18 protein-coding genes and 1 riboswitch are annotated in these 24560 nt (G+C 64.1%); of the genes, 9 read left to right on the forward strand and 9 right to left on the reverse strand.

Annotated features, from left to right (window positions below; genetic code table 11):
- Position 1 precedes the first annotated feature (1 nt).
- The gene (locus AT984_RS15510) at positions 2 to 580 is read left to right on the forward strand and encodes a cytochrome b (RefSeq protein ID WP_058720868.1); all 579 of its coding nucleotides are present in this window, start codon (positions 2 to 4) and stop codon (positions 578 to 580) included.
- Positions 581 to 706: 126 nt separating this feature from the next.
- On the forward strand, positions 707 to 967 hold the full coding sequence (locus AT984_RS15515) for a DUF1488 family protein (RefSeq protein WP_058720869.1): 261 nt from the start codon (positions 707 to 709) through the stop codon (positions 965 to 967).
- Between the two features lie 21 nt (positions 968 to 988).
- Here the strand turns inward: AT984_RS15515 and AT984_RS15520 are convergent, their stop codons facing one another.
- On the reverse strand, positions 989 to 2752 hold the full coding sequence (locus AT984_RS15520; protein WP_058720870.1) for a hypothetical protein: 1764 nt from the start codon (positions 2750 to 2752) through the stop codon (positions 989 to 991).
- A 4-nt stretch (positions 2753 to 2756) separates the two neighbouring features.
- Positions 2757 to 3341 (reverse strand): nitroreductase family protein, encoded by a 585-nt coding sequence (locus AT984_RS15525; RefSeq protein ID WP_058720871.1) that lies wholly within the window; start codon positions 3339 to 3341, stop codon positions 2757 to 2759.
- A 234-nt stretch (positions 3342 to 3575) separates the two neighbouring features.
- On the opposite strand from AT984_RS15525, the gene AT984_RS15530 reads away from it, so the two are divergent.
- On the forward strand, positions 3576 to 6317 hold the full coding sequence (locus tag AT984_RS15530) for a TonB-dependent receptor domain-containing protein (RefSeq protein WP_082680070.1): 2742 nt from the start codon (positions 3576 to 3578) through the stop codon (positions 6315 to 6317).
- Positions 6318 to 6468: 151 nt separating this feature from the next.
- Complete coding sequence (locus AT984_RS15535; RefSeq protein ID WP_058720872.1) at positions 6469 to 7494, forward strand: sulfate ABC transporter substrate-binding protein; 1026 nt, start codon at positions 6469 to 6471, stop codon at positions 7492 to 7494.
- Positions 7495 to 7608: 114 nt separating this feature from the next.
- Here the strand turns inward: AT984_RS15535 and AT984_RS15540 are convergent, their stop codons facing one another.
- Both AT984_RS15540 and AT984_RS15545 read right to left on the reverse strand, forming a co-directional pair.
- Positions 7609 to 9573: a methyl-accepting chemotaxis protein gene (locus tag AT984_RS15540; RefSeq protein WP_082680071.1), complete on the reverse strand. Its 1965-nt coding sequence runs from the start codon at positions 9571 to 9573 to the stop codon at positions 7609 to 7611.
- A 297-nt stretch (positions 9574 to 9870) separates the two neighbouring features.
- A riboswitch (cyclic di-GMP riboswitch) is annotated at positions 9871 to 9958 on the reverse strand.
- 176 nt (positions 9959 to 10134) lie between these two features.
- Positions 10135 to 13116, reverse strand: a complete 2982-nt coding sequence (locus AT984_RS15545; protein ID WP_082680072.1) for an adenosylcobalamin-dependent ribonucleoside-diphosphate reductase — start codon at positions 13114 to 13116, stop codon at positions 10135 to 10137.
- A gap of 340 nt (positions 13117 to 13456) precedes the next feature.
- Between AT984_RS15545 and AT984_RS15550 the strand changes: the two genes are divergently transcribed.
- Entirely contained in the window at positions 13457 to 13900 is a 444-nt protein-coding gene (locus AT984_RS15550; protein ID WP_058720873.1) for a hypothetical protein, read from the forward strand.
- Positions 13901 to 13975: 75 nt separating this feature from the next.
- Here the strand turns inward: AT984_RS15550 and AT984_RS23645 are convergent, their stop codons facing one another.
- Positions 13976 to 14128 carry a hypothetical protein gene (locus AT984_RS23645; protein ID WP_231741825.1) on the reverse strand — a complete coding sequence of 51 codons (153 nt, stop codon included), beginning with the start codon at positions 14126 to 14128 and terminating at the stop codon, positions 13976 to 13978.
- Here AT984_RS23645 and AT984_RS15555 point away from each other — a divergent pair.
- Positions 14096 to 14404 carry a PilZ domain-containing protein gene (locus tag AT984_RS15555; protein ID WP_231741436.1) on the forward strand — a complete coding sequence of 103 codons (309 nt, stop codon included), beginning with the start codon at positions 14096 to 14098 and terminating at the stop codon, positions 14402 to 14404. The genes AT984_RS23645 and AT984_RS15555 overlap by 33 nt on opposite strands.
- Before the next feature lie 8 nt (positions 14405 to 14412).
- On the opposite strand, the gene AT984_RS15560 is transcribed toward AT984_RS15555, so the two are convergent.
- The gene (locus AT984_RS15560) at positions 14413 to 15261 is read right to left on the reverse strand and encodes an alpha/beta fold hydrolase (RefSeq protein ID WP_058720875.1); all 849 of its coding nucleotides are present in this window, start codon (positions 15259 to 15261) and stop codon (positions 14413 to 14415) included.
- Between the two features lie 133 nt (positions 15262 to 15394).
- Between AT984_RS15560 and AT984_RS15565 the strand changes: the two genes are divergently transcribed.
- From AT984_RS15565 to AT984_RS15575, 3 genes are all read left to right on the forward strand, one after another.
- On the forward strand, positions 15395 to 17539 hold the full coding sequence (locus AT984_RS15565) for a molybdopterin-dependent oxidoreductase (RefSeq protein WP_058720876.1): 2145 nt from the start codon (positions 15395 to 15397) through the stop codon (positions 17537 to 17539).
- Between the two features lie 258 nt (positions 17540 to 17797).
- A complete protein-coding gene (locus tag AT984_RS15570) occupies positions 17798 to 18004 on the forward strand; it encodes a cold-shock protein (RefSeq protein WP_058720877.1) in 207 nt (68 codons plus the stop codon).
- A gap of 274 nt (positions 18005 to 18278) precedes the next feature.
- A complete protein-coding gene (locus AT984_RS15575; RefSeq protein WP_058720878.1) occupies positions 18279 to 18500 on the forward strand; it encodes a hypothetical protein in 222 nt (73 codons plus the stop codon).
- Positions 18501 to 18613: 113 nt separating this feature from the next.
- On the opposite strand, the gene AT984_RS15580 is transcribed toward AT984_RS15575, so the two are convergent.
- The 3 genes from AT984_RS15580 to AT984_RS15590 are packed head-to-tail and all read right to left on the reverse strand — an operon-like array spanning position 18614 to position 24500.
- Positions 18614 to 20029: an efflux transporter outer membrane subunit gene (locus tag AT984_RS15580; RefSeq protein WP_058720879.1), complete on the reverse strand. Its 1416-nt coding sequence runs from the start codon at positions 20027 to 20029 to the stop codon at positions 18614 to 18616.
- A gap of 1 nt (position 20030) precedes the next feature.
- Complete coding sequence (locus AT984_RS15585; RefSeq protein WP_058720880.1) at positions 20031 to 23195, reverse strand: efflux RND transporter permease subunit; 3165 nt, start codon at positions 23193 to 23195, stop codon at positions 20031 to 20033.
- A gap of 15 nt (positions 23196 to 23210) precedes the next feature.
- Positions 23211 to 24500 (reverse strand): efflux RND transporter periplasmic adaptor subunit, encoded by a 1290-nt coding sequence (locus AT984_RS15590; RefSeq protein ID WP_231741437.1) that lies wholly within the window; start codon positions 24498 to 24500, stop codon positions 23211 to 23213.
- Positions 24501 to 24560: the final 60 nt, after the last annotated feature.

The raw sequence follows: 24560 nt of genomic DNA on the forward strand, positions 1-24560 counted from the left end.
CATGACCCAAGCAAACTCCAGCAGCACCAACACCGATCCGCTCGCGCACTACGACGCCCGCAGCATCCGCTACCACTGGCTCAGCGCCGCGCTGGTGCTGGGGCTGTGGGGCATGGGCCAGTGCATCGACTTCTTCCCCAAGGGTGATGCCCGCATCTTCGCGCGCAGCCTGCACATCAGCTTCGGCATCGCGCTGGGTGTCTTGCTGGTGCTGCGCCTGGCGTGGCGGCGCAATGCCGCCGCGGCCAAGCTGCCGCCAGCGCAAGCCGGCATCCCTGGGCGGCTGGCCATCGGCGCGCATCATCTGCTCTACGCGCTGCTGGCGGCCACGGTGCTGATCGGCCTGGCCTGCGTCTGGATTCGCGGCGACAACTTGTTCAATCTATTCGCCGTGCCGGCTTTTGACCCCGGCAACAAGGCCTTGCGCCACGATGCGGTGGAGTTGCACGAGCTGGCCGCCAATTCGCTGCTGATTCTGGCCGGCCTGCATGGCGCCGCGGCCTTGGCCCACCATGGCCTATTGAAGGACAAGGTGCTGCAGCGCATGTGGCCAAGCTTGCGCGCACGCGCCATCAAGTGAGTTGAGGCCAAACTGACAAACTGACAAACGGGCAGGCGGACAGACAGGAGAACAAGGCCGGGCGCATACTGCGCCCATCCGCTGGCAGTTTCAGCGCCTTGTTTGCGCTTCACCGTCAGGCCCGCCATGTCACAGCAAGCCCCCTTCTTCCATGCCGACTCCGGCACCGTGCGTTTTTGGACGCTGATCGGCGATGACTGGGTCGGCGCCAGCATCAGCAAAGAAACCCTGCACTACGTCTTCAATCGCGACAAAAGCGATGACCAGCCGCTGCCGACCTATCTGGCCCATGCGGCGGCGATCGAAGCGGCCGTGCGCCGCCGCATCGCCGGTGGTTCGTATCAGCCCGTGATCCTGCGCGAGCCGGATCTGCGCCTGCCGGCCTAGGGCCGCAGGGCGCCGCGCCCATCAGGCCGGGTCGAGCAATCCCTGCCAATACAAATCACAGGCCAGCAGCACCATGCGGGTTTGCGTGTCGTGCGCCAGTTGGAAGGCCTCGCCGTAAACCGTCTCGTCCGGGTATTCGGTGATGAGGGTGAAGGGCGCGCTGTCAGTGCGGCTGTCCACCGCCACCATGCAGCCGATGCCGTTGATGATGCGCATCGGCATCTCGCCCCAATGCGCCTCCCAAAGCCGGTACTGGCGGGCATTGAACTCCAGCAAACGCTCGTCCTGCGCCAGCCCGGCCGTCAGCGCCTGCAGATAGGGCCAGGGGTCCAGGCCAGCGTGGTGACGCATGATCAAAAAGAAGCCGCGCGGAATCGCCCAGCTGGCATAGCCCGGCGACAGATAGCCCGACAAGGGCCGCGTCCATTCATGCGCCGGATAGCCGTGCAGGCTGAGGTGCAGGCGCGCGCCGCTGCGCTGCAGCGCCTCCAGCCGGGCGGCTTTCTCGCCCAGCTGGGCCGGCGCGGTGCGCCATTCCAGATCGTCACCCAATGCAGTGAAGCGCGCGGCGTGGTGCATATGGCGAGGTTGCTGCAGGCAGAGCTGCTGATGCAAGGCTGCGCCGTCCGGATTCTCCAAGGCGACCAAGGCATAGGTCGCATCGGCGCGGTGCTGCAACTCCGCCACTGCCCGCAAGGCGCCAAGCACGCCAGAACATTCATTGGCATGCTGGCCGGCGGTGATCGCCACCGCCGGTCGCGTGCCCCGGCGATGCAGGCCCGCCACCGCGCGGCCCTGGGTCGACTGGCAGCCAAAACGCTCGCCCGCCAGGGCGCCCATACAGGCCGCCACTTGCGCTGGGCTCAGCGGCGCGGCGCAGGTGGCCAGCGCCGCCAGGCCAAAGCCATCAGCTTGGGATTCGGCTTGAGATTCAGCCAACAGTGGATGATCAAGCAAGCGCAGGCGCACCCGAGTCTCACGCTGCTCAGCCGCTGCGGGTAAAACAATGGGCACGATTTGGCCCGGCCGCAAGCTGCGGTCGCCCGCGCCACGGCCAGCGCTCTGCTGGAAGAACTCCAGCAGGCCGAAGTAAAAGTCCTCGTGCAAGGCTTCGCGGGTGCTGATGACCTCATCGCCAAAAGGCAGCGCCGCTTCGATGCCGCCGATCTCCACCTCGATCATGAGGCGCTGGAAATAGGGCTCGTTCCAGCCCCATTCATGCGCGGCCACGGCCGCCAGCACGGCATCGAACACACCTTGGTAGTCATCGCCCACCAGCGGGCCATCGCTCAGCAAGGCCTCGCCCGCCCAGGCACGCAGCCAAGCGGTGGCCGAATGGTCGGCCCGCAGCGGCATGAACACAGTCAGCGGCGCTTGCTCGCCGCGCTGCAGCAGCACGGTGTCAGCGGCTTGTGCCTCGCTCAGTTCGAACTGCAGCGCGCCCTCCGCCAGCAGGCCAGCCAGCGGATAAGCCTCCATGCGGTAGCGCTGTGCCAAGGCTTGTGGCAGCTGTACTCGCAAGACCTGACCCTCGAGAGTTCCGCCGTCCTGCCCGACAGCCTCCAAGCCAAAGTCCTCCAGCACCGCATGCAACAAAGGCTTGTAAGCGCTGCGCAGCCGCGCCTGAATGCCCAGTTGCGCCAACCGCAACTCGGCGGCGGCGCGGGTGGCGCGGTCTTCGAAGACCCAGGCCTCCAGGCGGCTCGCGCCTTCGCGAACCGCCCAGGCCTCGATCACATCCAGGCTGCGCGGCAGGCGCAGATCCAGCAAGCACTGCTCGGGCATGGACTTAAAAGCTGAAGCGGCCTTCGGCCACGATCTCGCTCAATGGCTTGCGTGGGCTGGGTGCTTCACGGGCTTGCAGCGCTTCGGCCAGCATGGCTTTGTCGCCCTGCTTGCCAATCGCCACCACGCAGTTGAGATGGAAGCCGGCCGGCACAGCCAGGCCTTGACGCAGCACGGCCGCATCAAAGCCACCCATGGCATGGCTGACCCAGCCGGCATGGTGGGCTTGCAAAGCCAGGCTGGCCCAGGCCGCCCCGGTGTCGAAGGCATGGGTGGCAAAGGCCAGTGGCTCAGTCGTGCCGTGCGGCAGCCAGGTTTCGGCCGAGATCACCGCGACCAGGGCCGAGGCGTTCTTGGCCCAGCCCTTGTTGAAGTCCACCAGGCTGGCAAAGATGGCCTCAAAGCCCGGCGTGCCCTTCAGCCCGTAAACAAAACGCCAAGGCTGCACATTGCTGGCCGAGGGCGCCCAACGCGCGGCTTCGAAGAAGCTCAGCAGCGTCGGCAACTCAATCGCCTCACCGGTCAGCGCACGCGGGCTCCAGCGCTCAGTGAATTGGGGGTGAATGGGGAATTCGGTTTCGCGGCTCATGTGGACATCCTCTTGCGGCGCGCCGGAATCGGCGCTGCCTGCATTGTGACAAGACTGCCGCCTTGCTCACCGTCTTGCAAAGCAACGCAGATTTTCTTAGTTCACAGCACCCAGGGCTAACCCTAGAGTTGCAGGCAAGACAGCAGCGCCGTATCGAGGGCGCATCGCTGCTGCGGCCGATGCTGGCTACCCGCTGGCATCGGCCGCCATCTTTTTGATTCGAGGGAAACCCATATGCAACACCTGCCCCTGTGCAGGCCGGCGCCACTCGCGCTGGCCCTGCTGCTCGCCTACGCCCTGCCACAGCATGGCGTCCAAGCCCAGCAACAACAAGCCGCCGACAATGCACCCGCCGCCAGCAATCAAGTGATCTCGCCAGTGCTGGTCACCGGCTCGCGCATCTCCCGCATCCAAGCCGAAGGCCCCAGCTCGGTCACCGTGCTCAAAGCCGCGGACATCGACCGCCTCGGCTACAAGAACGTGGCCGATGCGCTGAGCAGCCTGACCGAAAACACCGGCTTCACCCAAGGCGCCGACTTCGGCAACACCTTCACCCCGGCCGCCACCGCGCTGAGCCTGCGCGGCCTGGGCCCTAACCACACACTCACGCTGATCAACGGCCGCCGCATCGCTGACTACCCGACGGCCTACGAAGGTTCGGTCAACTTCACCGACATCTCCAACATCCCCTCGGCCCTGGTGGATCGCATCGAGATCCTCAACGGCGGCGCGTCGGCGGTGTATGGCTCTGACGCGATTGCCGGCGTGGTCAACATCATCCTGAAAAAGCGTCAGGACGGCATCACCCTCAACCTCAAGGCCGGCGGCACACAGCTGGGCGGCGGCGAGAACGCACGCGCCCAACTCACTGGCGGCATCGATGCCGGCAATCTCAGCGGCGTATGGGGCATTGAGCTGAGCGGCCGCCAACCGATCTGGAGCCGCCAGCGCGACTTCATGGCCGACAGCACGCTCACGGGCGCCGCGCCGGCCGTGGTGTTCGGGCGCAAAGACGCAAAGAGCAATAAGTACATCACCCCGGACGCCGGCGCTTGCGAAGCAGCGGCTGGCCTGTTCGAAGGCTCGGTCAAAGCCTTCACCGCCAAGAGCGGCACCTTCTGCGGCAGCGGCCGTGCGTCCCCCACCTACTGGACGACGCAGACCGGCAACCGCAGCACCAATCTGGCCACAGTCCTCAACTACGCCCTGAACCCCAGCACCGAGCTGTTTGCCGAGGCCCTGTTCGGTTTCAACAAAACCGATAACAACACCCGCGGGCCGAGCTGGACTTCGGCCGCAGCCAACGGCAGCTTCTTCGTCAACCAGCAAAGCGGCAAGCTAGAAACCTGGAGCCGCCGCATCGCGCCGGAAGAAACCGGTGGGCCCACCCGATTCAACCGCGAATGGCAGGACAAGACCTACAACCTGGTGCTGGGTGCACGCGGCGATTTGGGCGCCACGGGATGGAGCTATGACATCGCCGTCAACACCTCCGCCGGCGTGATTGACTCGAGCCGGCCGCGCCTGCGCGCCACGGTGGACGAGTTCTTCCTCGGCCCCAAACTGGGCACCAACGCCAATGGCGTGGACATCTACGCGCCCGACACCAAGCGCTTGTTCAAGCCACTCACCGCCGCCGAGGTCGACAGCTTCAGCGACGCCAGCCTCAGCAATGACAAGTCTTGGACCCATAACCTCAGCGCCACCGCCAGCGGCGAGCTGACCCAATTGCCAGGCGGCCCGCTGCGTGCGGCGGTGCTGGCCGAAGCCGGCCAACAAGGCTTCCGCAACCAGGCCGATGCGCGCCTGGGCCAGGGCTATTTCTACAACACCAGCGAAGTGGCGACGGTGGAAGGTGAACGCAGCCGCTGGGCCGTGGGTGGAGAGCTGAACGCCCCCATCAGCAAGCTGCTGACGGCCAGCCTGGCCGGGCGCTATGACCAGTACCGCTTTGCCGGCCGCAGCGATGGCAGCTTCACCTACAACGCCGGCCTGGAGTTCCGCCCCGCGCCCGAAGTGCTGCTGCGCGGCCACCATGCCACCAGCTTCCGCGCGCCGGACATGAGCTATGTGTTCACGGCCAAGAGCCTGGGCTACTACTCCTCCTCAACGGACTACTACCGCTGCGCACAAAGCGGCCAAGCGCTGGACAAGTGCGATTTCGCCGATGTGTCGCCTGGCTTCAACTATGTGAAGACCGGCTCCAAGGACTTGAAGTCCGAGAAGGGCAAGAGCTGGGGCTTAGGCCTGGTGTGGCAGCCCAACGCGCAGTTCGATGCCTCGATCGATTTGTGGAAGATTGCCATCTCCGACCTCGTCACCGATCTGAGCCCGGACAAACTCTTGCGTGACGAAGCCGATTGCCGCGGCGGCGCGCAAAACATCCAGTCCCCCAGCTGCGTGGACGCGATTGCACGCGTACGGCGCAACCCGGCCGACGCGGTGGTCAAGCCGGGTGAGGTGAAGGAGATCTGGGTCAACCCGATCAACGCGGCATCGCAAAGCACTTATGGCTTCGACATCTCGGCCAAGTACGCCTTCAAGACCAGCCAGCTGGGCAACTTCGCGCTCAGCGCCAAGTACACCCAGGTGCAAAGCTATGTCTACCAACAGTTCGACGGCGACGATGGCGCCAACCAAGTCGGCAAGCTGGGCAGCAATTTCAGCGACTGGCCCAACAAGCTGATCACCACGGTGAGCTGGCAGATCGGCGACTGGCGCCACACGCTGACCGGCTCGCGCAACGGCCGCATCAATAGCGGCGATCAAAAGTCCTGGATCAATCCCTCCTGGAGCTTCAACCTCAGCAGCAATTACGCGCTGAACAAGAACACCAGCCTGAGCGTGATCGTCAACAACCTGAGCGGCGATATCCGCAAGGACGCCACGTCCGGTTGGCCCTACTACCCGGTGGGCTACTACCTGCCGCATGGCCGCCAAGCCTGGCTGGAGTTCAACCACCGCTTCGGCGCCTGAGGCGGCAGCGACTGAGTGGAACCCAAGAAGTTCTGCAAAGCTTTGCTGAACTTCTTGGTTCACGCCAGCGGCTGCATTTCCTACATTGAGCAGGCATCTTGATGGCTGATTTTCAGCAAGCTCCGCATCCACTCACGCAAAACACCTCGCCATGACAACACTCTCGCGCCGCCGCCTTGTCACCCTTGCAGCCACCGGTCTGCTGGCATGCGCTGGCTTGACCCAAGCCCAGGCTCAAACACAGCTGCTGAATGTCTCCTACGACCCGACGCGGGAGTTCTATCAAGAATTCAACGCCGCCTTCGCCAAGCAATGGCAGGCCAAGACGGGCGAGGCGCTGTCCATCAAGCAGTCGCACGGCGGCTCGGGCAAACAAGCGCGTTCGGTGATCGACGGCCTGCAAGCCGACGTCGTGACCCTGGCCCTGGCCTATGACATCGACGCCCTGCATGATCAAGCCAAGCTGATCCCGGCCGACTGGCAAAAACGCCTGCCCCATAACGCCAGCCCCTACACCTCCACCATCGTCTTCCTGGTGCGCAAGGGCAACCCAAAGAAAATCAACAACTGGCCCGACCTGGCGCGCTCGGGCATTGACATCGTCACGCCCAACCCCAAGACCTCGGGCGGCGCGCGCTGGAACTATCTGGCCGCCTGGGGCTATGCCCTCAAGCAGCCGGGCGGCAATGCCGACTCGGCCCGCGCCTTTGTCAAACGCATCTATGCCAATGCCAAGGTGCTGGACTCCGGCGCCCGCGGCTCCACCACCACTTTTGTGGAACGCGGCATCGGCGATGTGCTGATCGCCTGGGAGAACGAGGCCTATTTGGCCGTGAAGGAACTGGGGCCGAACAAGTTCGAAATCGTCACGCCCGAGTTGAGCATCCTGGCTGAGCCGCCGGTGGCCGTGGTCGACAAGGTGGTGGACAAACGCGGCACCCGCAAGCAGGCCGAGGCCTATCTGAACTATCTCTACACCCCGGAAGCTCAGGAGATCGCTGCCAAGAACTACTACCGGCCCCGTGACGCTCGCGTAGCGGCCAAATACGCCAAGCAGTTCGCCCCGGTGAAGCTGTTCACCATCGACGAGTTGTTCGGCGGCTGGCGCACCGCGCAGAAGACCCACTTCGACGATGGCGGCCAGTTCGACCAGATCTACACGCCGGGTGGGCGCTGAGCCTAGGGTGTCGACCTGAAGGACTTGGTCAAGAAGTCAGGCCCTTGCGGCCAATGAAAAACGCCTCGCAAGCGAACTTGCGAGGCGTTTTTTTACGCGAGAAGAAGCTGCGATTTACTGCGTCTTGAACAAGGCCACGGAATCCACCATGCCCTGGGCTTGCAGCTCCAGGCTGCAGGCCGCAGCGGCCATTTCTTCCACCAGCGCGGCGTTCTGCTGCGTTGATTGATCCATCTGGCTGACGGCCAGGTCAACATGGCGAACGCCGGTGGCCTGCTCGCGGCTGGCGCTGCGGATGTCATTCATGATGCGCGTCACATGGCCGATGCTGGCCACCACCTCGGTCATGGTGCTGCCGGCCTGGTCAACCAAAACGCTGCCGCGCTCAACCCGGCTGGCGCTGTCCGTGATCAGGCCCTTGATCTCCTTGGCGGCCTCGGCGCAGCGGCCGGCCAGGCTGCGCACCTCGGTCGCCACGACGCTGAAACCACGCCCGGCCTCACCCGCCCGCGCCGCTTCCACCGCCGCATTCAGGGCCAGGATATTGGTCTGGAAGGCGATGCCGTCGATCACCGAGGTGATGTCTTCAATCCGCTGGCTGGACTTGGCGATATCGCGCATGGTGTCCACCACCTGCGACACCACCTCACCGCCCTTGCTTGCCACGGCGCTGGCGCCTTCGGCCAAGGCGTTTGCCTTGTGCGCATAGTCCACGTTCTGCTGCACCGTGCCGCTGAGCTGGCGCATCGACGCTGAGGTTTGCTCCAGCGCGCTGGCCTGGCTTTCGGTGCGGGCCGAGAGGTCTTGATTGCCGCTGGCAATCTGGGCGCAGGCGGTCGCCACGCTATTGGCGTTCTCGCGCGCCGAGTCAACCACGGTGCTCAGATTCTCACCAATGCGATTCATGGCCGTGACCAGGGCACCGATCTCATCGCCGCGCTTCACATCCAAGCGAACGGTAAGGTCGCCGGTGGCCAGATGCTCGGCCATGCCCTGCACTTGCGCCAAGGGCCGGCTGACCATGCGGCGCAGCATGAAGTAGGAGATCATGCCCATACCGAAGACCAAGAGCAGTGCCACGGCGGCATAGTCATTGCGCTGGGCGCGAATCTCGGCGGTGTATTCGTCCACATAGGTGCCGCCGGCAATGACCCAGTTCCAGGCCTTGAAATGGGTGAAGGCCACTTCCTTTTCACGCGCGGTCGTCTCGCCGCGCTCCTTGTTCAGGTAGCCATAGCTGATCGAGCCGGACTTCTTCTCCAGGATTTCCTTGATGAACTCGCGCCCATCGGCATCCTTCAGATCGAGCTGGTTCTTACCTTCAACCGTCGGGTGCACCACCATATTGCCGAAGGACTTGCCGGGGCGCGCATCGAGCACGAAGAAGTAGCCGGTGTCGCCGATCTTCATATCGCGGATGGTGGCCTTCAGCGTCGTCACATAGGCGGTGAAGTCCAGGCCGACAAAGCTCAGGCCGATGGTTTGGCCGGCCTCGTTGCGGATCGGGTCATAGCGCGTCATGTACTGGCGGCCGAACAGCGTGGCCACACCCACAAAGCTCTCACCCGCAGTGACGGCCTTGTAGCCCGGATGCTCACGGTCCAGCAAGGTGCCGACGGCGCGTTCCGCCTTTTCATTCTTCAAAGAGGTGGCGATGCGGACAAAGTCCTCCCCCGTCTTGGCAAACACCGTGGCCACAGCACCGGTGGTTTCGGTAAACGGATCCACAAAGCTGAAGTCGAGATTGATCGTCTTGCCGTTCAAGGCCAGGACCGGCGTGGCGCGCCCCTTGATCTCGACCGTGCTGTCGCGCAGCTCCATCGAGCCCTTCATGGTGGCCTGGAAAGCCTTGCTCAGGGAGTTGGTGCGCTCGCGGATGTCTTGGTCGGAGGCCTCCATCAGCTTGACCAGCAGCTGCGTCTTTTGTTCCACCTCGGCGAATGCGTGCGATTCAATGATGCGACCGCTGGAGTAGCTGGCCGCCATCACAAACAAGGCCAGCACGGCGGCGATCAAAACAAAATTTGCCAGCGACAGCTTGCTGCCCACGCTGGATCGGGCGAACCAATTCATCTTCATTCGTACTGCTTTCAAGGTTTTCAAACAATGAACTGCCTCGAAAGCCTGCCCGCTGGCCCTTCTGACAATTCCACGCTCAGGCACGACGAAGCAGTCCGCCCTGGCGCAATGCCAGGCAGTGAGGGACCAACTCGAGGTGAGCAAGCGCGCGTTGGCGCACCCGCCGGAGTGAACCGGGCAGTTGCGCCACATGTGTCGATACGCGACTTGAAAGGCGGAACGCTGCGAGCGATGAAAAGCTCAGCAAGCGCCAAGCGGCCGGGCAGCCGCCATGACCCGGGCCTAGAGAGAGTGGACCGAGGCAGCCCCGCTATCGTTTCCCGCTAAGGAAGTAGACCGGAGGCTTTGTGACCCCGCCTTTCGAACGGGTGTACCGATAGCAACTATTATCAAACCGAGACTTGTGTTTAATCAAGTCATCGCGACACATTCACTGGCATGGCGTGCATTTGTCCACGCGCCAGAAACAGCATGGCAAGCGCCCGCAGGCAAGAACGGGCCAATTCAGGCCCGCTCTATCCCAATCAAGGCAAAAGCCCCTGCCGAAGGGCCACTACCGCCTCAGCCGCACTGCCCCACATAGCCACAGGCGGTGCAGAAATCGCACCCGTCCTTGTGGATCATGGTGGCATTGCCGCATTCCGGGCAGGGCTTGCCGGCCATGGCGGGCACGGTGTTGCCGCTGACCGCCTTGGCCTGAGGCGCTTGCAGCAAGCCCATCTCAACATGCGGCATGCCTTGCTCATCCAGCACGCCCAGCATGGCGTAGCGGTGGATGATCAGGCGCGCCACATAGGCCACGGTAGAAGGCCAGATCTGCTGGCGGCGCTCACCCGAGAGCGTGGGCACCGGGGCCATGAAATGGCCCAGCGGCTCGCCCACGTTGAGCAGCTTGCGCAGCTTCATGCCGATCCAGGCTGGGTCCATCACCCGCATGTCCAGGCTCAGCAGGCGCGCCATGCCGTCCAGCGCTTTCGGGTAATTGCCCGAGAAGCCCATGGCGCAAGGGCGCGTTACCACCCCGCCATCGGGCGTGGGCAGGCTGACCTCTTTCAGGGTCAATGTAAATTGCTCGTTAGTCGCCGGGTTGTCGACGTCCACCGCCCAGGCCAGGGTGCCCATGGTGCTGGTGCGCGGCTCTTCGCGGCTGAACATGGCGTCCAGCACCGGGGTGGCGCCGCCTTCGGCCAGGGCACCAAGCTGCTCGCAACGCCAGCGGATCACGGCGGCCGTGGCGGCCACCACGCCGGGGAAGAGGCGCGGCTCGCCGCCAGGGGGCATGGGCATTTCAAACGCACGCTCTTCGGCCACGGTGGCCAAGGCATCAAGCTTCAAGCGCAGCCAGGCAGCGTCATTGGTGCGCAGATCCATCGACAAGGTCTTGGCCACAGCGGCTAGGCCGCGCGGCTGCTCGGCGCCATTCACCCAGACCTCGAAAGGCAGGTTCTTGCCAAATAGGCCGGCGTCGGGGCCAACTGCGGGCAGTTCGCCGACGAAAAGCGCGAAGTCGCCATGCGGATGGCGGATCATGTAGCTCCAGGCCGGGTTGCCGCCGGGCAACTCGGGCCGGCTGGGCCAGCGCAGCGAGGCCAGCACGGCATTGGGCAGGCGCGTGACCAACATGCGCTGGTTGCTGCCATCGGCACTGCTCACCGGCTTGAGGGGCTCGGGCTCGGTCACCGCCGGGGCCGCGTCCACGCTCAGCACCGAACCGAGCACGCTATTGGGCCGGTAAGTGGCCAAGCCCTTGAGCCCCGCCTTCCAGGCCTGGTGGTAGAGATTCTGGAACTCGGTGTAGGGGTAGTCCACCGGCACATTGACGGTCTTGGAAATGGCCGTGTCGACGTACGGCGCCACGGCCGCCACCATCAGCGCGTGGTCAGAGGCACTCAGTTCCAGCGCCGTGACGAAGGCGGATGTCAGCGGCGCGCCGGTGCCGAACATATGGCGATACAAGCGCCAAGCATGGTCTTCCACCGCGTACTCTTTGTAGCCGCCATCGGGCATGCGCTTCTTGCGGGTGTAGCTCCAGCTGAAGGCCGGCTCGATGCCGTTGGAAGCGTTGTCGGCAAAGGCCAGGCTGATGGTGCCGGTGGGCGCAATCGACAACAGGTGCGAGTTGCGCAAGCCCTGGGCGCGGATCTTGTCCTTCAGGCCTTGTGGCAGGCGCGAGGCGAAGTTGCCACCCGACAGGTACAGATCGGCATTGAAGAGCGGGAAAGCGCCGCGCTCCACGGCCAGATCGGCCGAAGCGCTGTAGGCCGCATCGCGCATCACCTCGCTGATGCGACGGGCGGCGTCACGCGCGGCGTCGCTGTCGTAGCGCAGGCCCAGCATCACCAGGGCATCACCCAGGCCGGTAAAGCCCAGGCCGACGCGGCGCTTGTTGCGCGCTTCCTGCTGCTGCGCGGGCAAGGGCCAGGGGGTGACGTCCAGCACGTTATCCAGCATGCGGGTGGCGGTGCGGCAGACGTCGGCAAAGCCGGCTTCGTCAAACTCGGCGGCCGCGCCAAAGGGGTCGCGCACAAAACTCGTCAGATTGACCGAGCCCAGGCAGCAGCAGCCATAGGCCGGCAAAGGCTGCTCGGCGCAGGGGTTGGTGGCGGAGATGGACTCGCAGTAGTGGAGGTTGTTGTCGAGGTTGATGCGATCCAGGAACAACACGCCGGGCTCGGCATGGTCGTAGGTGGAGCGCATCACCTGGTCCCACAGCTCGCGGGCTTTGAGCTTGCGGTAAACCCACAGCCCATCGGCACGCTGATAGGCACCGGCAGCACGCTGCTTGGGGCCGGGCTCGGCCTTGTGGGTCAGCTCGAATTCGGCGTCAGCGTCAACGGCCTGCATGAACACATCGGTCACGCCGACCGAGATATTGAAGTTCTTCAGATCGCCCTGGTCCTTGGCGTGGATGAATTCCTCCACATCCGGGTGGTCACAGCGCAGCACACCCATTTGGGCGCCGCGGCGGCTACCGGCGCTTTCCACCGTTTCGCAGGAACGGTCAAACACCCGCATATAGCTGACCGGGCCGGAGGCATTGCTTTGGGTTGAACCCACCCAGGCGCCGCGCGGGCGGATGCGTGAAAAGTCATAGCCCACCCCGCCGCCGCGCCGCATGGTTTCAGCGGCTTCGGTCAAGGCGGTGTAAATACCCGGGTGGCCATCCTCAACGGAGGCGATGGAGTCGCCCACCGGCTGCACAAAACAATTGATCAAGGTGGCGCTGAGTTCCGTGCCCGCGGCGGAATTGATGCGCCCGGCCGGCACAAAGCCACGCCGCTGGGCGTCCAGAAACTTGAGTTCCCACTCGGCCCGCGCCTCAGGCGCCTCGGCTTCGGCCAAGGCGCGCGCCACCCGCTGGCGCAATTGATCCAGGGTCTGCTCATCGCCCTTGGCGTATTTCTCCAGCAAGACCTCGGCACTGATCTCTTGCGCTGACAGGGCGGCGGCCGGCGCAATGGCCGTCAGGGGGGCCTTCGTGGCCACGGCTGGCGCCAGGGCCTCGTCATCAAAACTCTGTTGGGTGGGGATAGGCGGGGTCATGCTGAGGCTCTTTCAATTGGGGCGAGGCAAGGTCGCCATGATGGACCCATCTTAGCGATCGGAACTTGACCCCGCGCAGGGCTTGTCCCGCTTGCGCCCGCGAAAAAACCGCTTCTCAGGCCCGCAGCAATTCGGCTTGTTAGCGCCTACTTTCCCGCCAACTTCCGCGCTTTCAATGTCACAAGGCGGGACTAAGATGGTGGGCCGCCTGCCGCACAGAGGCGGGTAAATTTTTCTTGATCTGGACGCATGACGCCCAGGTCGGACAGGCGAGCAGAAGATGCGCTCGCACCGGCCATAGGGACAGATAGCAACGGGCGCAGTTGAGCCGACTCTTGAGATGAATCACAGCAGCAAAAAACTTAGCCCCAACCAGGATGACCTGCCCAAATTGGCCGTGGCGCTGGAATATGCCGACCTGAGTGCCGCGCTTTACCTGGCCGGGGGCAGCGACCACGCCGCCCGCTTGCTGGCCGCTGCCGCCGAAGAAGTCTTGGGCGAGTTGGCCAAGCTCCTGGGTGGCCATGCCCGCAATAACGACGCCGTACAGACCTTGCTGGCCCGCATCGCCTTGCGCTACCAGGCCCCCTTGATCGACACCCGCAGCCAGGCCGCCAATCGCCAGCTTCAGTCTGCGGGGCCTAACGGCGAGCGCGACGAAGTGCGCGCCGCCACCGCCACCTATCTGCGCGCCGCTTGGTACATCCTGGAGTCCATGGGCCTGGAAGCGGTGATTCCGCAGCGCCTGCAGAAAGCGGTGGACCAGAGCACGATTTGCCGTTGATTCGACTCTGATTGGCCGCCAACGGGCCCGCAGCACCAGCCGCCGCACGCCTCGCCCCAAATGCCCACGAATTTGCTAGCAATTCAGTGCGCAGGCCGGGGCCCGGTCTGCTAGCATGATTTCAGCTTTTGGGAGCTTGCCATCAATACCGAACGCCGCCATTTCACCCGCGTCGCCTTCGACGTCGAGGCCGAGTTGATCACCACTCATGAGCAGATTCAGGCGCATGTGCTTGACCTCTCACTGAAGGGCGCGCTGCTCAAGCTCCCGCACGCCAAGTTCGTGACCCTGGGCCAGCCCTGCCTGCTCAAAATCACCCTGGCCGACAAGAGCACCACCATCGCCATGGCCGGTGAGCTGGCCCATGTCGAAGGCGAGTCCGCCGGCCTGCTGTGCCGCAGCATCGACATCGAGAGCATCACCCACCTGCGCCGCCTGATCGAGATGAATCTGGGCGACGCGAGCTTGGTGGAGCGCGAACTGATCGCGCTGATTGGTCACTGACCTGGTCGTCAAGCCAGGATAAATTTCCTCAAGACCGCAAACGCGGCGACCGGGTCATCGCGCCAGGCGCCGTGGCCCACGCCTGGGAAAGTCACCAGCTGAGAGAACTCAGCGGGCAAAGCGGCAGCAATCTCGCGCGCATCCTCGGCCGGGCAGACCGGATCTTCCTCACCCGCCATCACCAGCACCGGACATTGCGCACCGGCCAGGCCGGGCAGCAAATTGAGATGCTGCTTTTCGCCGGCGACAAAATGCAGCAGGATGTCTTCACGCACCAGCGTTCGCTGCGCCGCCAGCGGATCGGCCGGCGCCGTCGTGTTGTAGAGGTGGCGGCAGCCGGCCCAGTAAGCGGCCCAGGTGGCCGGGTCGGGCCGGGTCCAAAAAGCTTCCGCCAAGGCGCGGGCTTGCGCGCCGCCGCGCTTCTCAAAACCATCGAGCTTGCGCCCTAGGCCCATATGGTGCGAGGTGCTGGACAAAATCACCTTGGCGGCATGTCCGGGATGGCGAGCGATGTAGTGCTGCGCCACAAAACCGCCGAACGATTGGCCCAGCACGATGGGTTTTTCGATGCCCAGGGCGTCGCACAGGCGCACCACATCGTCGGCCCAGGTGTCCAGCGTCCACTCACTCGGCGGCCGCTCATCGCTGCGGCCATGTCCGCGATGGTCGTAGTAAATGATTTGCGCAATATCCGCCAGCTGCGAGAAGCCTGGTTTGAAGGCGGCGTGGTCGAAGCCCGGCCCGCCGTGCATGCAAATCAGTGTGGGCTTCTCGCGCATCTGCGCGCCATCGGGCACCAGGCCCGGCCCTTGCACATCCACGAACAGGCGCACGCCCTGACCGATATCGATTCGCATACCCACTCCAAGCGTCCAAAACCGGCAGTATGCCGCTGTCGCCTTGTTGACCCCGCGCCGTGGCCGGACGGCCCACAATCCGCCCCGAACCGTCATCCGCCGACCACTCTTTCTCAGCCATTTGGAGCCCGCCATGTCCGAGCAAGTTCACTACCGCATCTGCCCGCTGTGCGAGGCCTGCTGCGGGCTCGAAATCCGCAGCGACGGACAGCAAGTCATCAGCATCCGCGGCGCCGAGCAAGACGTGCTGAGCGCAGGCTTCCTCTGCCCCAAGGGCGTCAGCCTGAAAGACTTGCACGAAGACCCCGACCGCCTGCGCCAGCCGCTGATCAAGCGCAACGGCCAGTTTGAGCCCGCCACTTGGGACGAAGCCTTGGCCGAAGTCGAGCGCCGACTGCTGCCGATTCTGCAAGCGCAGGGGCCCGACGCAGTTGCCGCCAGCATTGGCAACCCCGCCGTGCACAAGATCGGCCTGCTGGCCTACTTCCCGCGCCTGGCGCGCGCCCTGGGCAGCCGCAATATCTTCTCCGCCTCCACGCTGGACCAGATGCCCAAGCAGCTCAGCGCCGGCCTGATGTTCGGCCACTGGATGAGCGTCCCGGTGCCGGACCTGCCGCGCAGTGATTTGCTGCTGATCCTGGGCGCCAACCCCATGGTCAGCAATGGCAGCTTGTGGACCGTGCCGGACTACCGCGGCAAGGCCAAGGCCATGCGCGCACGCGGCGGCCGCATCGTCGTGATCGACCCGCGCCGCAGCGAAACCGCTCATGCTGCCGACGAATACCTGCCCATCCTGCCGGGCGGCGATGTGTTCTTGCTGCTGGGCCTGGTGCACACCTTGTTCGACGAGGGCTTGGTGAAGCTGCGCCATCTGGCCGAGCATGTGGCCGGGCTGGACGAGCTGCGCGCGGCCGTCAGCCCCTACCCGCCCGAGCGCATGGCCGCCGGCTGCGGCATCGAGGCTGCCACCCAGCGCCGCCTGGCACGCGAATTGGCGGCCGCACCACGGGCCGTGCTGTATGGCCGCATCGGCACCTGCACCCAGCGCTTTGGCACGCTCAATAGCTGGTTGATTGACGTCGTCAACATCCTGATCGGCCAGCTTGACTCAGAGGGCGGCGCCATGTTCCCCAAGGCCGCCGCCTTCGCCGCCAACACCCAGGGCAAGCCCGGCAGCGGCCGCGGCATCACCACCGGGCGTCGCCACAGCCGCGTCAGCCAGGCGCCCGAGGTCTATGGCGAGCTGCCGATGAATTGCCTGGCCGAAGAAATCGAAACGCCCGGCCCGGGCCAGGTGCGCGCCCTGATCAGCGTGGCCTGCAATCCGGTACTGTCGGCGCCTGACGGCCCACGCCTGTCCCGCGCGTTGGACGGCCTGGACTTCATGCTCAGTCTCGACATCTATCTGAACGAGACCACCCGCCATGCGGATGTGATCCTGCCGGGCTTGTCGCCGCTGGAAGATCTGCACTTCGACATGGCCTTCCCGCAGCTGTCTTGGCGCAACCATGCGCGCTTCTCAGCGCCGGTGTTTGCCAAGCCCGCCGGGCAGCCGGCCGAATGGCAGATCCTGCTCAGGCTCGCGGCCATGGTCGAGGGTAAGGATTGGCGGCAGGACATTGAGGCACTCGAAGATGCCGCCTTCCCGCCCGACCCGGCCGCCCCCGAGTTGCGCGGGCCCGAGCGCCTGATCGACCAAGGCTTGCGCCATGGCCCCTATCGCCTCAGCCTTGCCGAAGTGCGCGCCACGCCGGGCGGCATTGACCTGGGGGAATTGCAGCCCCGCATTCCCGAGTTGCTGCGCACGCCCTCGGGCAAGATCGAACTGGCGCCGCCCAGCTTGCTGGCCGCCCTGCCCGAGGTCGACGCCGCCCTGGCTTTGCCAACGGAAGGCATGCGCCTGATCGGTCGGCGCGATATGCGCTCGGGCAATAGCTGGATGCACAACCTGCCGGTGCTGGCCAAGGGGCCGATGCGCTGCACCCTGCTGGTCAACCCGGCCGACGCGCAGCGCTTAGGGCTGCAAGAAGGTGGAATGGCCACCGTGAGCAATGCCAGCGCCAGCCTGCAAGCCCAGGTCAGCCTGAGTGCGGACATGATGGCCGGCGTGGTCAGCCTGCCGCATGGCTGGGGCCATGACCTGCCCGGCATGCAGCTCAATCTGGCCGGCGAACGGCCTGGCATCAATATGAATGCCCTGATCGGCGAGGGCCAGCGCGACATGCTGTCGGGCAATGCGGTGTTGTCGGGCATTGCCGTCAATGTGCAGGCCGCTTGATTTCAGCGCGCACCATCTTGACCCATCGCAAAGAATCATTTAGGAAAATCAGCGCCGCTGTGTTAGACTTCAAGGCATAGATACGCACAAGACCGTTTCTTCAAGGTCTTCAATCTGCAGCCACCGCAGTACGTTCGCGACCCGGCTCGCTTCAGTTTCAACTCCCCGTTTGACTGTTCTTGAGTGTTTCTGTCCTTGCAGGCTGTGTAGCCGCGAGGTGGTTTTTATTTAGTTTCAAAAGGAACAATCATGACGACAATGCAAACTGGTACCGTGAAGTGGTTCGACGACGGCAAGGGCTTCGGCTTCATCACGCCTGAAGACGGCTCCAAGGATCTGTTCGCCCACCACAGCGAAATCCGCAACAACGGCGGCTTCCGCACGCTGGCTGAGAACCAAAAGGTTGAATTCGAAGTCAAGCAAGGCCCCAAGGGTCTGCAAGCTTCGAACATCCGCGCTCTGTAATTAGCGCCGGGCAGCGCTTGTCGCTGCCCACACTCGACGCGTGAGCGTCGGGCTTAAAAAGGCACCCTCCGGGGTGCTTTGTTTTACTTCATTGATTTGCCCAGACCACAAAGAACAAAGGCAAGCAGTAAAGCTTTGAAAGTACTGGCCTCCCAAGCCATGTCCTGTCCGTTCGAGGCCTCGAAGACTCACGGACCGTTGCACCCGCCATGCTGCAACTTCCCTTCGCCATACCGCATCTGAAGATTGCTTCGGGTGCACACCTCTATGAAAAATGCATAAGAAAACAAGCATTGAGGTGGGCAAATATCTTGTCTCACCCATTATCAAAACCCAAGACGACGGCAGCTTTGCAGCAGCAGTCTCCATTCGCTCCGGCTCCGGCATGGCCAGCCATGACCGTGTGATGCGCTTCACGCGCCGCTTCCTGAGCCAGCGCGCTGCGGTACGCTACGCCACGGCCGAAGGCCTGGCATGGATCAAGGCCGTGCACTGATCGCGGCCTGAGCCGCTGCCACCCACTCACTGCGGTGGCGAACAACAAAAAGGGCTCCCGAGGGAGCCCTTTGCCGTTTCAGAGCAAGCCGAGAACTCGGCCTCCCTCAGGCATCAGCTCTTGTCAGCCGCCGGCGCAGCAACGCCGCCGCCCAAGGCCTTGTAGAGATTGACGCCGTTGAGCAGGGTTGCCAGACGCACCTGCACCAAAGCCTGCTCCGACGCGAAGCTGGCGCGTTGCGCATCCAGCCATTCCAGGCTGTTGGACGCCCCGTTGGCGTAGCGCAGATTCACCAGACGCAAGCGCTCGGCCTCAGCCTTGGCTTGCGCGCTTTGCGCTTGCAATTGCTCACCGTAGGTGGCGCGGCCAGCCAAGCCGTCGGCCACTTCACGGAAGGCAGTCTGCACCGCCTTTTCGTACTGCGCCACGGCAATGCCCTGCGCCGCCTTGGCCGAATCCAGATTGGCCTGGTTGCGGCCGGCGTCGAAGATGGGCATCAAGGCTTGGCCGGTGATGGTCCAGACCGAGTTCTTGAACAACTCCGACAAGGCCGAACTGGCAGTGCCGTAGTTCGTCGTCAGCAAGATGCTCGGGAAGAAAGCCGCGCGTGCCGCACCGATATTGGCATTGGCCGCCATCAGCTGGGCCTCGGCCTGGCGCACATCGGGCCGCGCCACCAGGACCTCAGACGGCAAGCCGGCCGGCACATCCGCCAGGGACTGCGCCGCCAGGCTCAACCCGGCCGGCAAGTTCGCTGGCAGAGGCTGCCCCAACAGCAAGGCCAGCGCATTCTCATCCTGCGCCAGATTGCGCTTGGCCTGGGCCAAGCTCGCCAAAGCGGAGGAGTGCGCCGACTGCTCGCTGCTGTATTCCAGCGCCGAGGCAGCGCCGCCGTCGAACTTCAGGCGCATCAGGCGCAGAGATTCGCCGCGCGTGGCCACGGTGTCTTGCGAGAGCTTGAGCAATTCACCGTCGGCCACCCAGGCCAGATAGGCCGAAGCAACGCCAGCGACCAGCGAGATCTGCGCGGCGCGACTGCCCTCGGCCGTAGCCAGATAGCGCGCTGCGGCCGCATCGCTGAGGTTCTTGACGCGGCCCCACAGGTCCAGCTCATAGGCCGTGATCTGCAAGCCAGCCTGATAGCTATTGACGTTATTGCCCTTGCTGTCAGGGGCGCGCGAACCCTGCACGCCGACGCCCACAGTGGGCCAGCGATTCGAGTCGGCCACGCCCGCCAAGGCACGCGCTTGCTCCACATTGAGCAGGGCCACGCGCAGATCGCGGTTGTTTTCCAGCGCCAGCTTGATCAGCTCACGCAAGCGGGCATCGCTGCCGTAGAAGTTCTGCCAAGGCAGCTCAGCGGCGGCCGGGCCGCTTCCCTTGACGGTCGCGGGTGTGGCCGACCAAGCTTGTGCCACCGGCGCGGCCGGCCGCTCGTTCTTGGGCGCCAGCGAACCGCAGGCACTCAAGGCCAGGGCGGCTGCCGCAACCGCGACGATGTTCAGAGGTGATGAATTCAATCGGCTCATTTCAATGCTCCTCCGTGCGGGGGAGTGTCGGTTTGTCGCTACTGATCTTGTGCACATTGGCGGCACCCGGCGGAGCCTTGAAGATGCGGCGCACCACGTAGAAGAAGATCGGCACAAACAACACAGCCAAGAAGGTGGCCGTCAACATGCCGCCCATCACGCCGGTGCCGATGGCACGCTGGCTGGCCGAACCTGCGCCGGAGGCGAAGTACAGCGGCAACACGCCCAAGATGAAGGCCATCGAGGTCATGATGATGGGGCGGAAGCGCAGATGGCAGGCCTCCAGAATGGACTCCACCAGACCCTTGCCCTCGGCCTGCAGGTCCTTGGCGAACTCGATGATCAGAATCGCGTTCTTGGCCGACAAGCCAATCACCGTGATCAGGCCCACCTTGAAGTACACGTCGTTCGGCATGCCACGGAAGGTCATGCCCAGCAGCGCACCCAAGATACCCAGGGGCACCACCAGCAAGACCGACAGCGGGATCGACCAGCTTTCGTACAAAGCAGCCAGGCACAAGAACACGGCCAGCAGAGAGAAGGCCAGCAGCACGGTCGCTTGCGAGCCCGAGAGCTTTTCTTCGCGCGACAAGCCGGTCCACTCGAAGCCGATGCCCTTGGGCAGCTTCTGCGCCATTTGCTCCAGTTCCTTCATCACATCGCCGGTGGAGGCGCCGGGGGCGGCATCACCTGCCAAGCGCATGGCGGGGTAGCCGTTGTAGCGCACAGCCTGGGTCTGACCTGTGATCCAGTGCGCATGGGCGAAGGCCGACAAAGGCACGTTCTGGCCCTGCGCATTGATGGCGTTGAGGCGCAGGATGTCGTCGGGCTGCATACGCGATGCCACATCAGCCTGCACGATCACGCGCTGCAGTCGGCCGGCGTTGGGGAAGTCGTTCACATAAGACGAGCCCAGCGTCGTGCCGATCACATTGGCCACCGACTCGTAGCTCACGCCCAGGGCGTTGGCCTTGTCGCGGTCAATATCAACCTGCAATTGCGGCGCGTCTTCCAAGCCATCGGGGCGCATGCCAACAATCTTCTTGTTTTGCGATGCCATGCCCAGCATTTGATTACGGGCATTCAGCAAGGCCTCGTGGCCCAGATTGCCACGGTCTTGCAAGCGCAGCGCAAAGCCGGTGGCATTGCCCAACTCAGGAATGGGTGGCGGGCTCAGCGGGTAGATGAAGGCATCACGCACCTGGCCCATCATGGCGCCAAAGGCGCGGCCTGCCAGCGCCGAGGCGCTGTGCTGCGGGCCGACACGCTCTTCCCAAGGCTTCAGCGGCACGAACACCAGCGCGGCATTCTGACCCTGACCCGAGAAGGAGAAACCGATCACGCCGATGGTGGCTTCCACCTCGGGCTGCTTGAGCATGAAGTCTTCCACATGCTTGACGGCGGCCTCGGTACGGTTGGCCGTCGCACCCGGCGGCAGCTGCACGTTCACGATCAGATAGCCCTGGTCTTCATTGGGTAGGAAAGAGGTGGGCATGCGCACATACATCCAGCCCACAGCCGCCAGCACCGCGGCGTAAACAATCAGCATGCGGCCGCTGCGCTTGAGCAGCTTGGCAACCCAGCCTTCATAGCCCTTGGCGGTACGCGAGAAACCACGGTTGAACCAACCGAAGAAGCCGCGCTTCTCGTGGTGATGACCGGCTTCCACTGGCTTGAGCAAGGTGGCGCACAGGGCCGGGGTCAGCGTCAAAGCCATCAGCGCGGACAGCAGCATGGACGCCACCATCGCCAGCGAGAACTGACGATAGATATTGCCCACCGAGCCGGAGAAGAAGGCCATCGGCACGAACACCGACACCAGCACCACGGTGATGCCGATGATGGCGCCGGAGATCTGCGTCATGGCCTTGCGGGTGGCCTCCAGCGGTGACAGGCCCTCCTCGCTCATAATGCGCTCGACGTTCTCCACCACCACGATGGCATCGTCCACCAAGATACCGATGGCCAGCACCATGCCGAACAAGGTCAGCACGTTGATCGAGAAGCCCAGCGTCAACATCACGCCGAAAGTACCCAGCAGCGCGATGGGCACCACCAGGGTCGGGATCAAGGTGTAGCGCCAGTTCTGCAAGAACAAGAACATCACCAGGAACACCAGCAACACGGCCTCGCCCAGGGTCTCCACCACTTGGTGGATCGACACCTTGACGAACTTGGACGAGTCGTAAGGAATCTCGTAGACCACACCCTCGGGGAAGAACTTCTGCAACTGCAGCATGCGGTCCTTGACCGCGGTGGCCGCCGCCAAGGCATTGCCGCTGGGCGCCAGCTGGATACCAATACCGGTGGCCGGCTGACCGTTCAGGCGCGAGTAAGTGCCGTAGCTCTGGCCACCCAATTCGATCCGCGCCACATCCTTCAGGCGGACGCTGGAGCCGTCGGTGTTGGCGCGCAAAACGATGTTCTCGAACTGCGTCGTGTTTTCCAACTGACCATTGACCACCACCGTGGCCGACATGGTCTGGCTGCTGAGGTTGGGCAGGTCGCCGATGACACCGGCCGGCGTCAAGGCATTCTGGTTGCGGATGGCGGCATTGACCTCGGCCGGGCTGAGCTTGTAGCTCAGCAGCTTGGCGGGATCCAGCCAGATGCGCATGGCGCGCTCGGTACCGAAGAGCTGCGCCTGGCCGATGCCGGGAATGCGCTGCAACTCGGGCACGATAGAACGGGCGGCATAGTCACCCAGCGAGATCGGGTCTTTGGTGCCGTCCTTGCTGGACAAGGTCACGAACAACAAGAAGTTGTTCTGCGCCTTGTCGACCCGCACGCCTTGCTGCGTCACCGCAGCAGGCAGGCGCGGCGAAGCGCGCGACAAGCGGTTCTGCACATCGACCTGAGCCAGGTCGATATTGGTGTTGGCCTCAAAGGTGATGGTGATGGCACCGGTGCCATTGGCCTGGGAGGTGGACTCCATATAGGCCAGGCCGGTGGCGCCGTTGAGCTCCTGCTCAATCACCGAGATCACGCTTTCATCCAACACCTTGGCCGAGGCGCCCGGATAGGCCACGCTCAGCACCAGCGAGGGTGGCGCCACCTTGGGGTATTGCGACACTGGCAGCACGGTGACGGCGACAGCGCCAAACACCACGATGAACAGGGCGATCACCCAAGCAAAAATAGGTCGATCAATGAAGAATCTTGACATGACTGCGTCCTCGCCTTAACGCGCTGCGGCGCTGGCGGCCGATGCCGCTGGGGCGGCAGGTGCGGCGGGTGCCGATGCAGCCGGCGTCCACGGCACCGGGGTCACCGGGGCGCCGGGCACAAACATCTTCTGGAAGCCGTCCACGATCACTTGTTCGCCGGCTTGCAGGCCTTCCAGCACCACCCATTGATTGCCTTGGCCGCGATCGACCTTGACCTTGCGCGGCATGGGCTTGTTGTCCGGGCCGACGACCAAGACCGAGTCGCCCTGGTTGCTGCGCGTCACCGCCTGCTGGGGCAGCAAGATGCCGGCCGGCAACTCGCCTTGGCTCAAGCGCACACGCACATATTGGCCGGGCAGCAATTGGTTGTTCGCATTGGTCACTTCGGCGCGCAGGGTCACCTGGCCGGAGGTGGGGTCCACACTCAGGTCGGTGAACAGCAGCTTGCCGGGCTTGGCCAGTTCGGTGCCATCGTCCAGCACGATGCGCACCTGGGCGCTTTGCGCGGCATCAGCGCGCATCTTGCCGTTGCTCAGGGCGCGGCGCAGTTGCTGCACCTCGTTGGCGCTTTGGGTGAAGTTGACGTAGACGCTACTGGTTTGCTGAATCAGGGCCAGTTGTGTGGCCTCTGCCGCGCTGACCAAGGCGCCTTCGGTTACCAGAGCCCGGCCGATGCGGCCAGAGATCGGCGCGCTGACGGCGGCATAGTCAAGATTCAACTTGGCGGTCTGGATGGCGGCCTTGGCGGCAGCCACATCGGCTTCGGCCGACTTGGCAGCTGCGACCGAGGTGATGTACTCCTGCTGGCTGATGGCCTTGGCTTCGGCCAGCGGCTTGTTGCGCTCGGCCTGGGCCGACGCCTGGCTCTGGTTCGCCTGCGCCTTGATCAGGCTGGCATGCGCACTGTCCAGCGCGGCTTGGTAGGGAGCGGGGTCGATCTGGAACAGCGGCTGGCCGGCGCGCACTTCGGCGCCTTCGGTGAACAAGCGCTTGAGCACCACGCCATTGACACGGGCCCGCACCTGCGCCGTGCGCAGGGCTTCAACCCGACCCGGCAGCTCGGTCTGCACGGCCACAGGCTGCAAGCTGGCTTTCACCACGCCCACCTGGGGAGGTGGCGGCATGCCGCCGGCTGGGCCCGCGGCCGCTGCCTTGTCACCGCCGCCGCAGGCCGACAAAGCGGCAAGCACAGCGACGCACAAAGGCAGGAGATATAGCGCTCTTGCGCCAGCGCCCAGCTTGGAAGAGGGCTTGCTTGCTTGTTGGTTCATATTGATCTTGCTCAATTGGATGAAGAAGTTCATGGCGCCTGGCAGTTGCAGCTAGCCACGCATTTTTGCGCGATAAGCCTCTTTACCTGGCAA

It is taken from the genome of Paucibacter sp. KCTC 42545, from assembly GCF_001477625.1.
Classification (GTDB): domain Bacteria; phylum Pseudomonadota; class Gammaproteobacteria; order Burkholderiales; family Burkholderiaceae_C; genus Paucibacter_A.

Bases quoted from the DNA above. Each gene is read 5' to 3' on its own strand.
- AT984_RS15570 (WP_058720877.1), top strand. From the start codon at position 17,798: ATGCAAACTGGTACCGTGAAGTGGTTCGACGACGGCAAGGGCTTCGGC.
- AT984_RS15545 (WP_082680072.1), bottom strand. From the start codon at position 13,116: ATGACCCCGCCTATCCCCACCCAACAGAGTTTTGATGACGAGGCCCTG.
- AT984_RS15560 (WP_058720875.1), bottom strand. From the start codon at position 15,261: ATGCGAATCGATATCGGTCAGGGCGTGCGCCTGTTCGTGGATGTGCAA.
- AT984_RS15575 (WP_058720878.1), top strand. From the start codon at position 18,279: ATGCATAAGAAAACAAGCATTGAGGTGGGCAAATATCTTGTCTCACCC.
- AT984_RS15580 (WP_058720879.1), bottom strand. From the start codon at position 20,029: ATGAGCCGATTGAATTCATCACCTCTGAACATCGTCGCGGTTGCGGCA.
- AT984_RS15565 (WP_058720876.1), top strand. From the start codon at position 15,395: ATGTCCGAGCAAGTTCACTACCGCATCTGCCCGCTGTGCGAGGCCTGC.
- AT984_RS15535 (WP_058720872.1), top strand. From the start codon at position 6,469: ATGACAACACTCTCGCGCCGCCGCCTTGTCACCCTTGCAGCCACCGGT.
- AT984_RS15530 (WP_082680070.1), top strand. From the start codon at position 3,576: ATGCAACACCTGCCCCTGTGCAGGCCGGCGCCACTCGCGCTGGCCCTG.
- AT984_RS15510 (WP_058720868.1), top strand. From the start codon at position 2: ATGACCCAAGCAAACTCCAGCAGCACCAACACCGATCCGCTCGCGCAC.
- AT984_RS15515 (WP_058720869.1), top strand. From the start codon at position 707: ATGTCACAGCAAGCCCCCTTCTTCCATGCCGACTCCGGCACCGTGCGT.
- AT984_RS15590 (WP_231741437.1), bottom strand. From the start codon at position 24,500: ATGAACTTCTTCATCCAATTGAGCAAGATCAATATGAACCAACAAGCA.
- AT984_RS23645 (WP_231741825.1), bottom strand. From the start codon at position 14,128: ATGCGCCTGAATCTGCTCATGAGTGGTGATCAACTCGGCCTCGACGTC.
- AT984_RS15540 (WP_082680071.1), bottom strand. From the start codon at position 9,573: ATGAAGATGAATTGGTTCGCCCGATCCAGCGTGGGCAGCAAGCTGTCG.
- AT984_RS15585 (WP_058720880.1), bottom strand. From the start codon at position 23,195: ATGTCAAGATTCTTCATTGATCGACCTATTTTTGCTTGGGTGATCGCC.
- AT984_RS15550 (WP_058720873.1), top strand. From the start codon at position 13,457: ATGAATCACAGCAGCAAAAAACTTAGCCCCAACCAGGATGACCTGCCC.
- AT984_RS15520 (WP_058720870.1), bottom strand. From the start codon at position 2,752: ATGCCCGAGCAGTGCTTGCTGGATCTGCGCCTGCCGCGCAGCCTGGAT.
- AT984_RS15525 (WP_058720871.1), bottom strand. From the start codon at position 3,341: ATGAGCCGCGAAACCGAATTCCCCATTCACCCCCAATTCACTGAGCGC.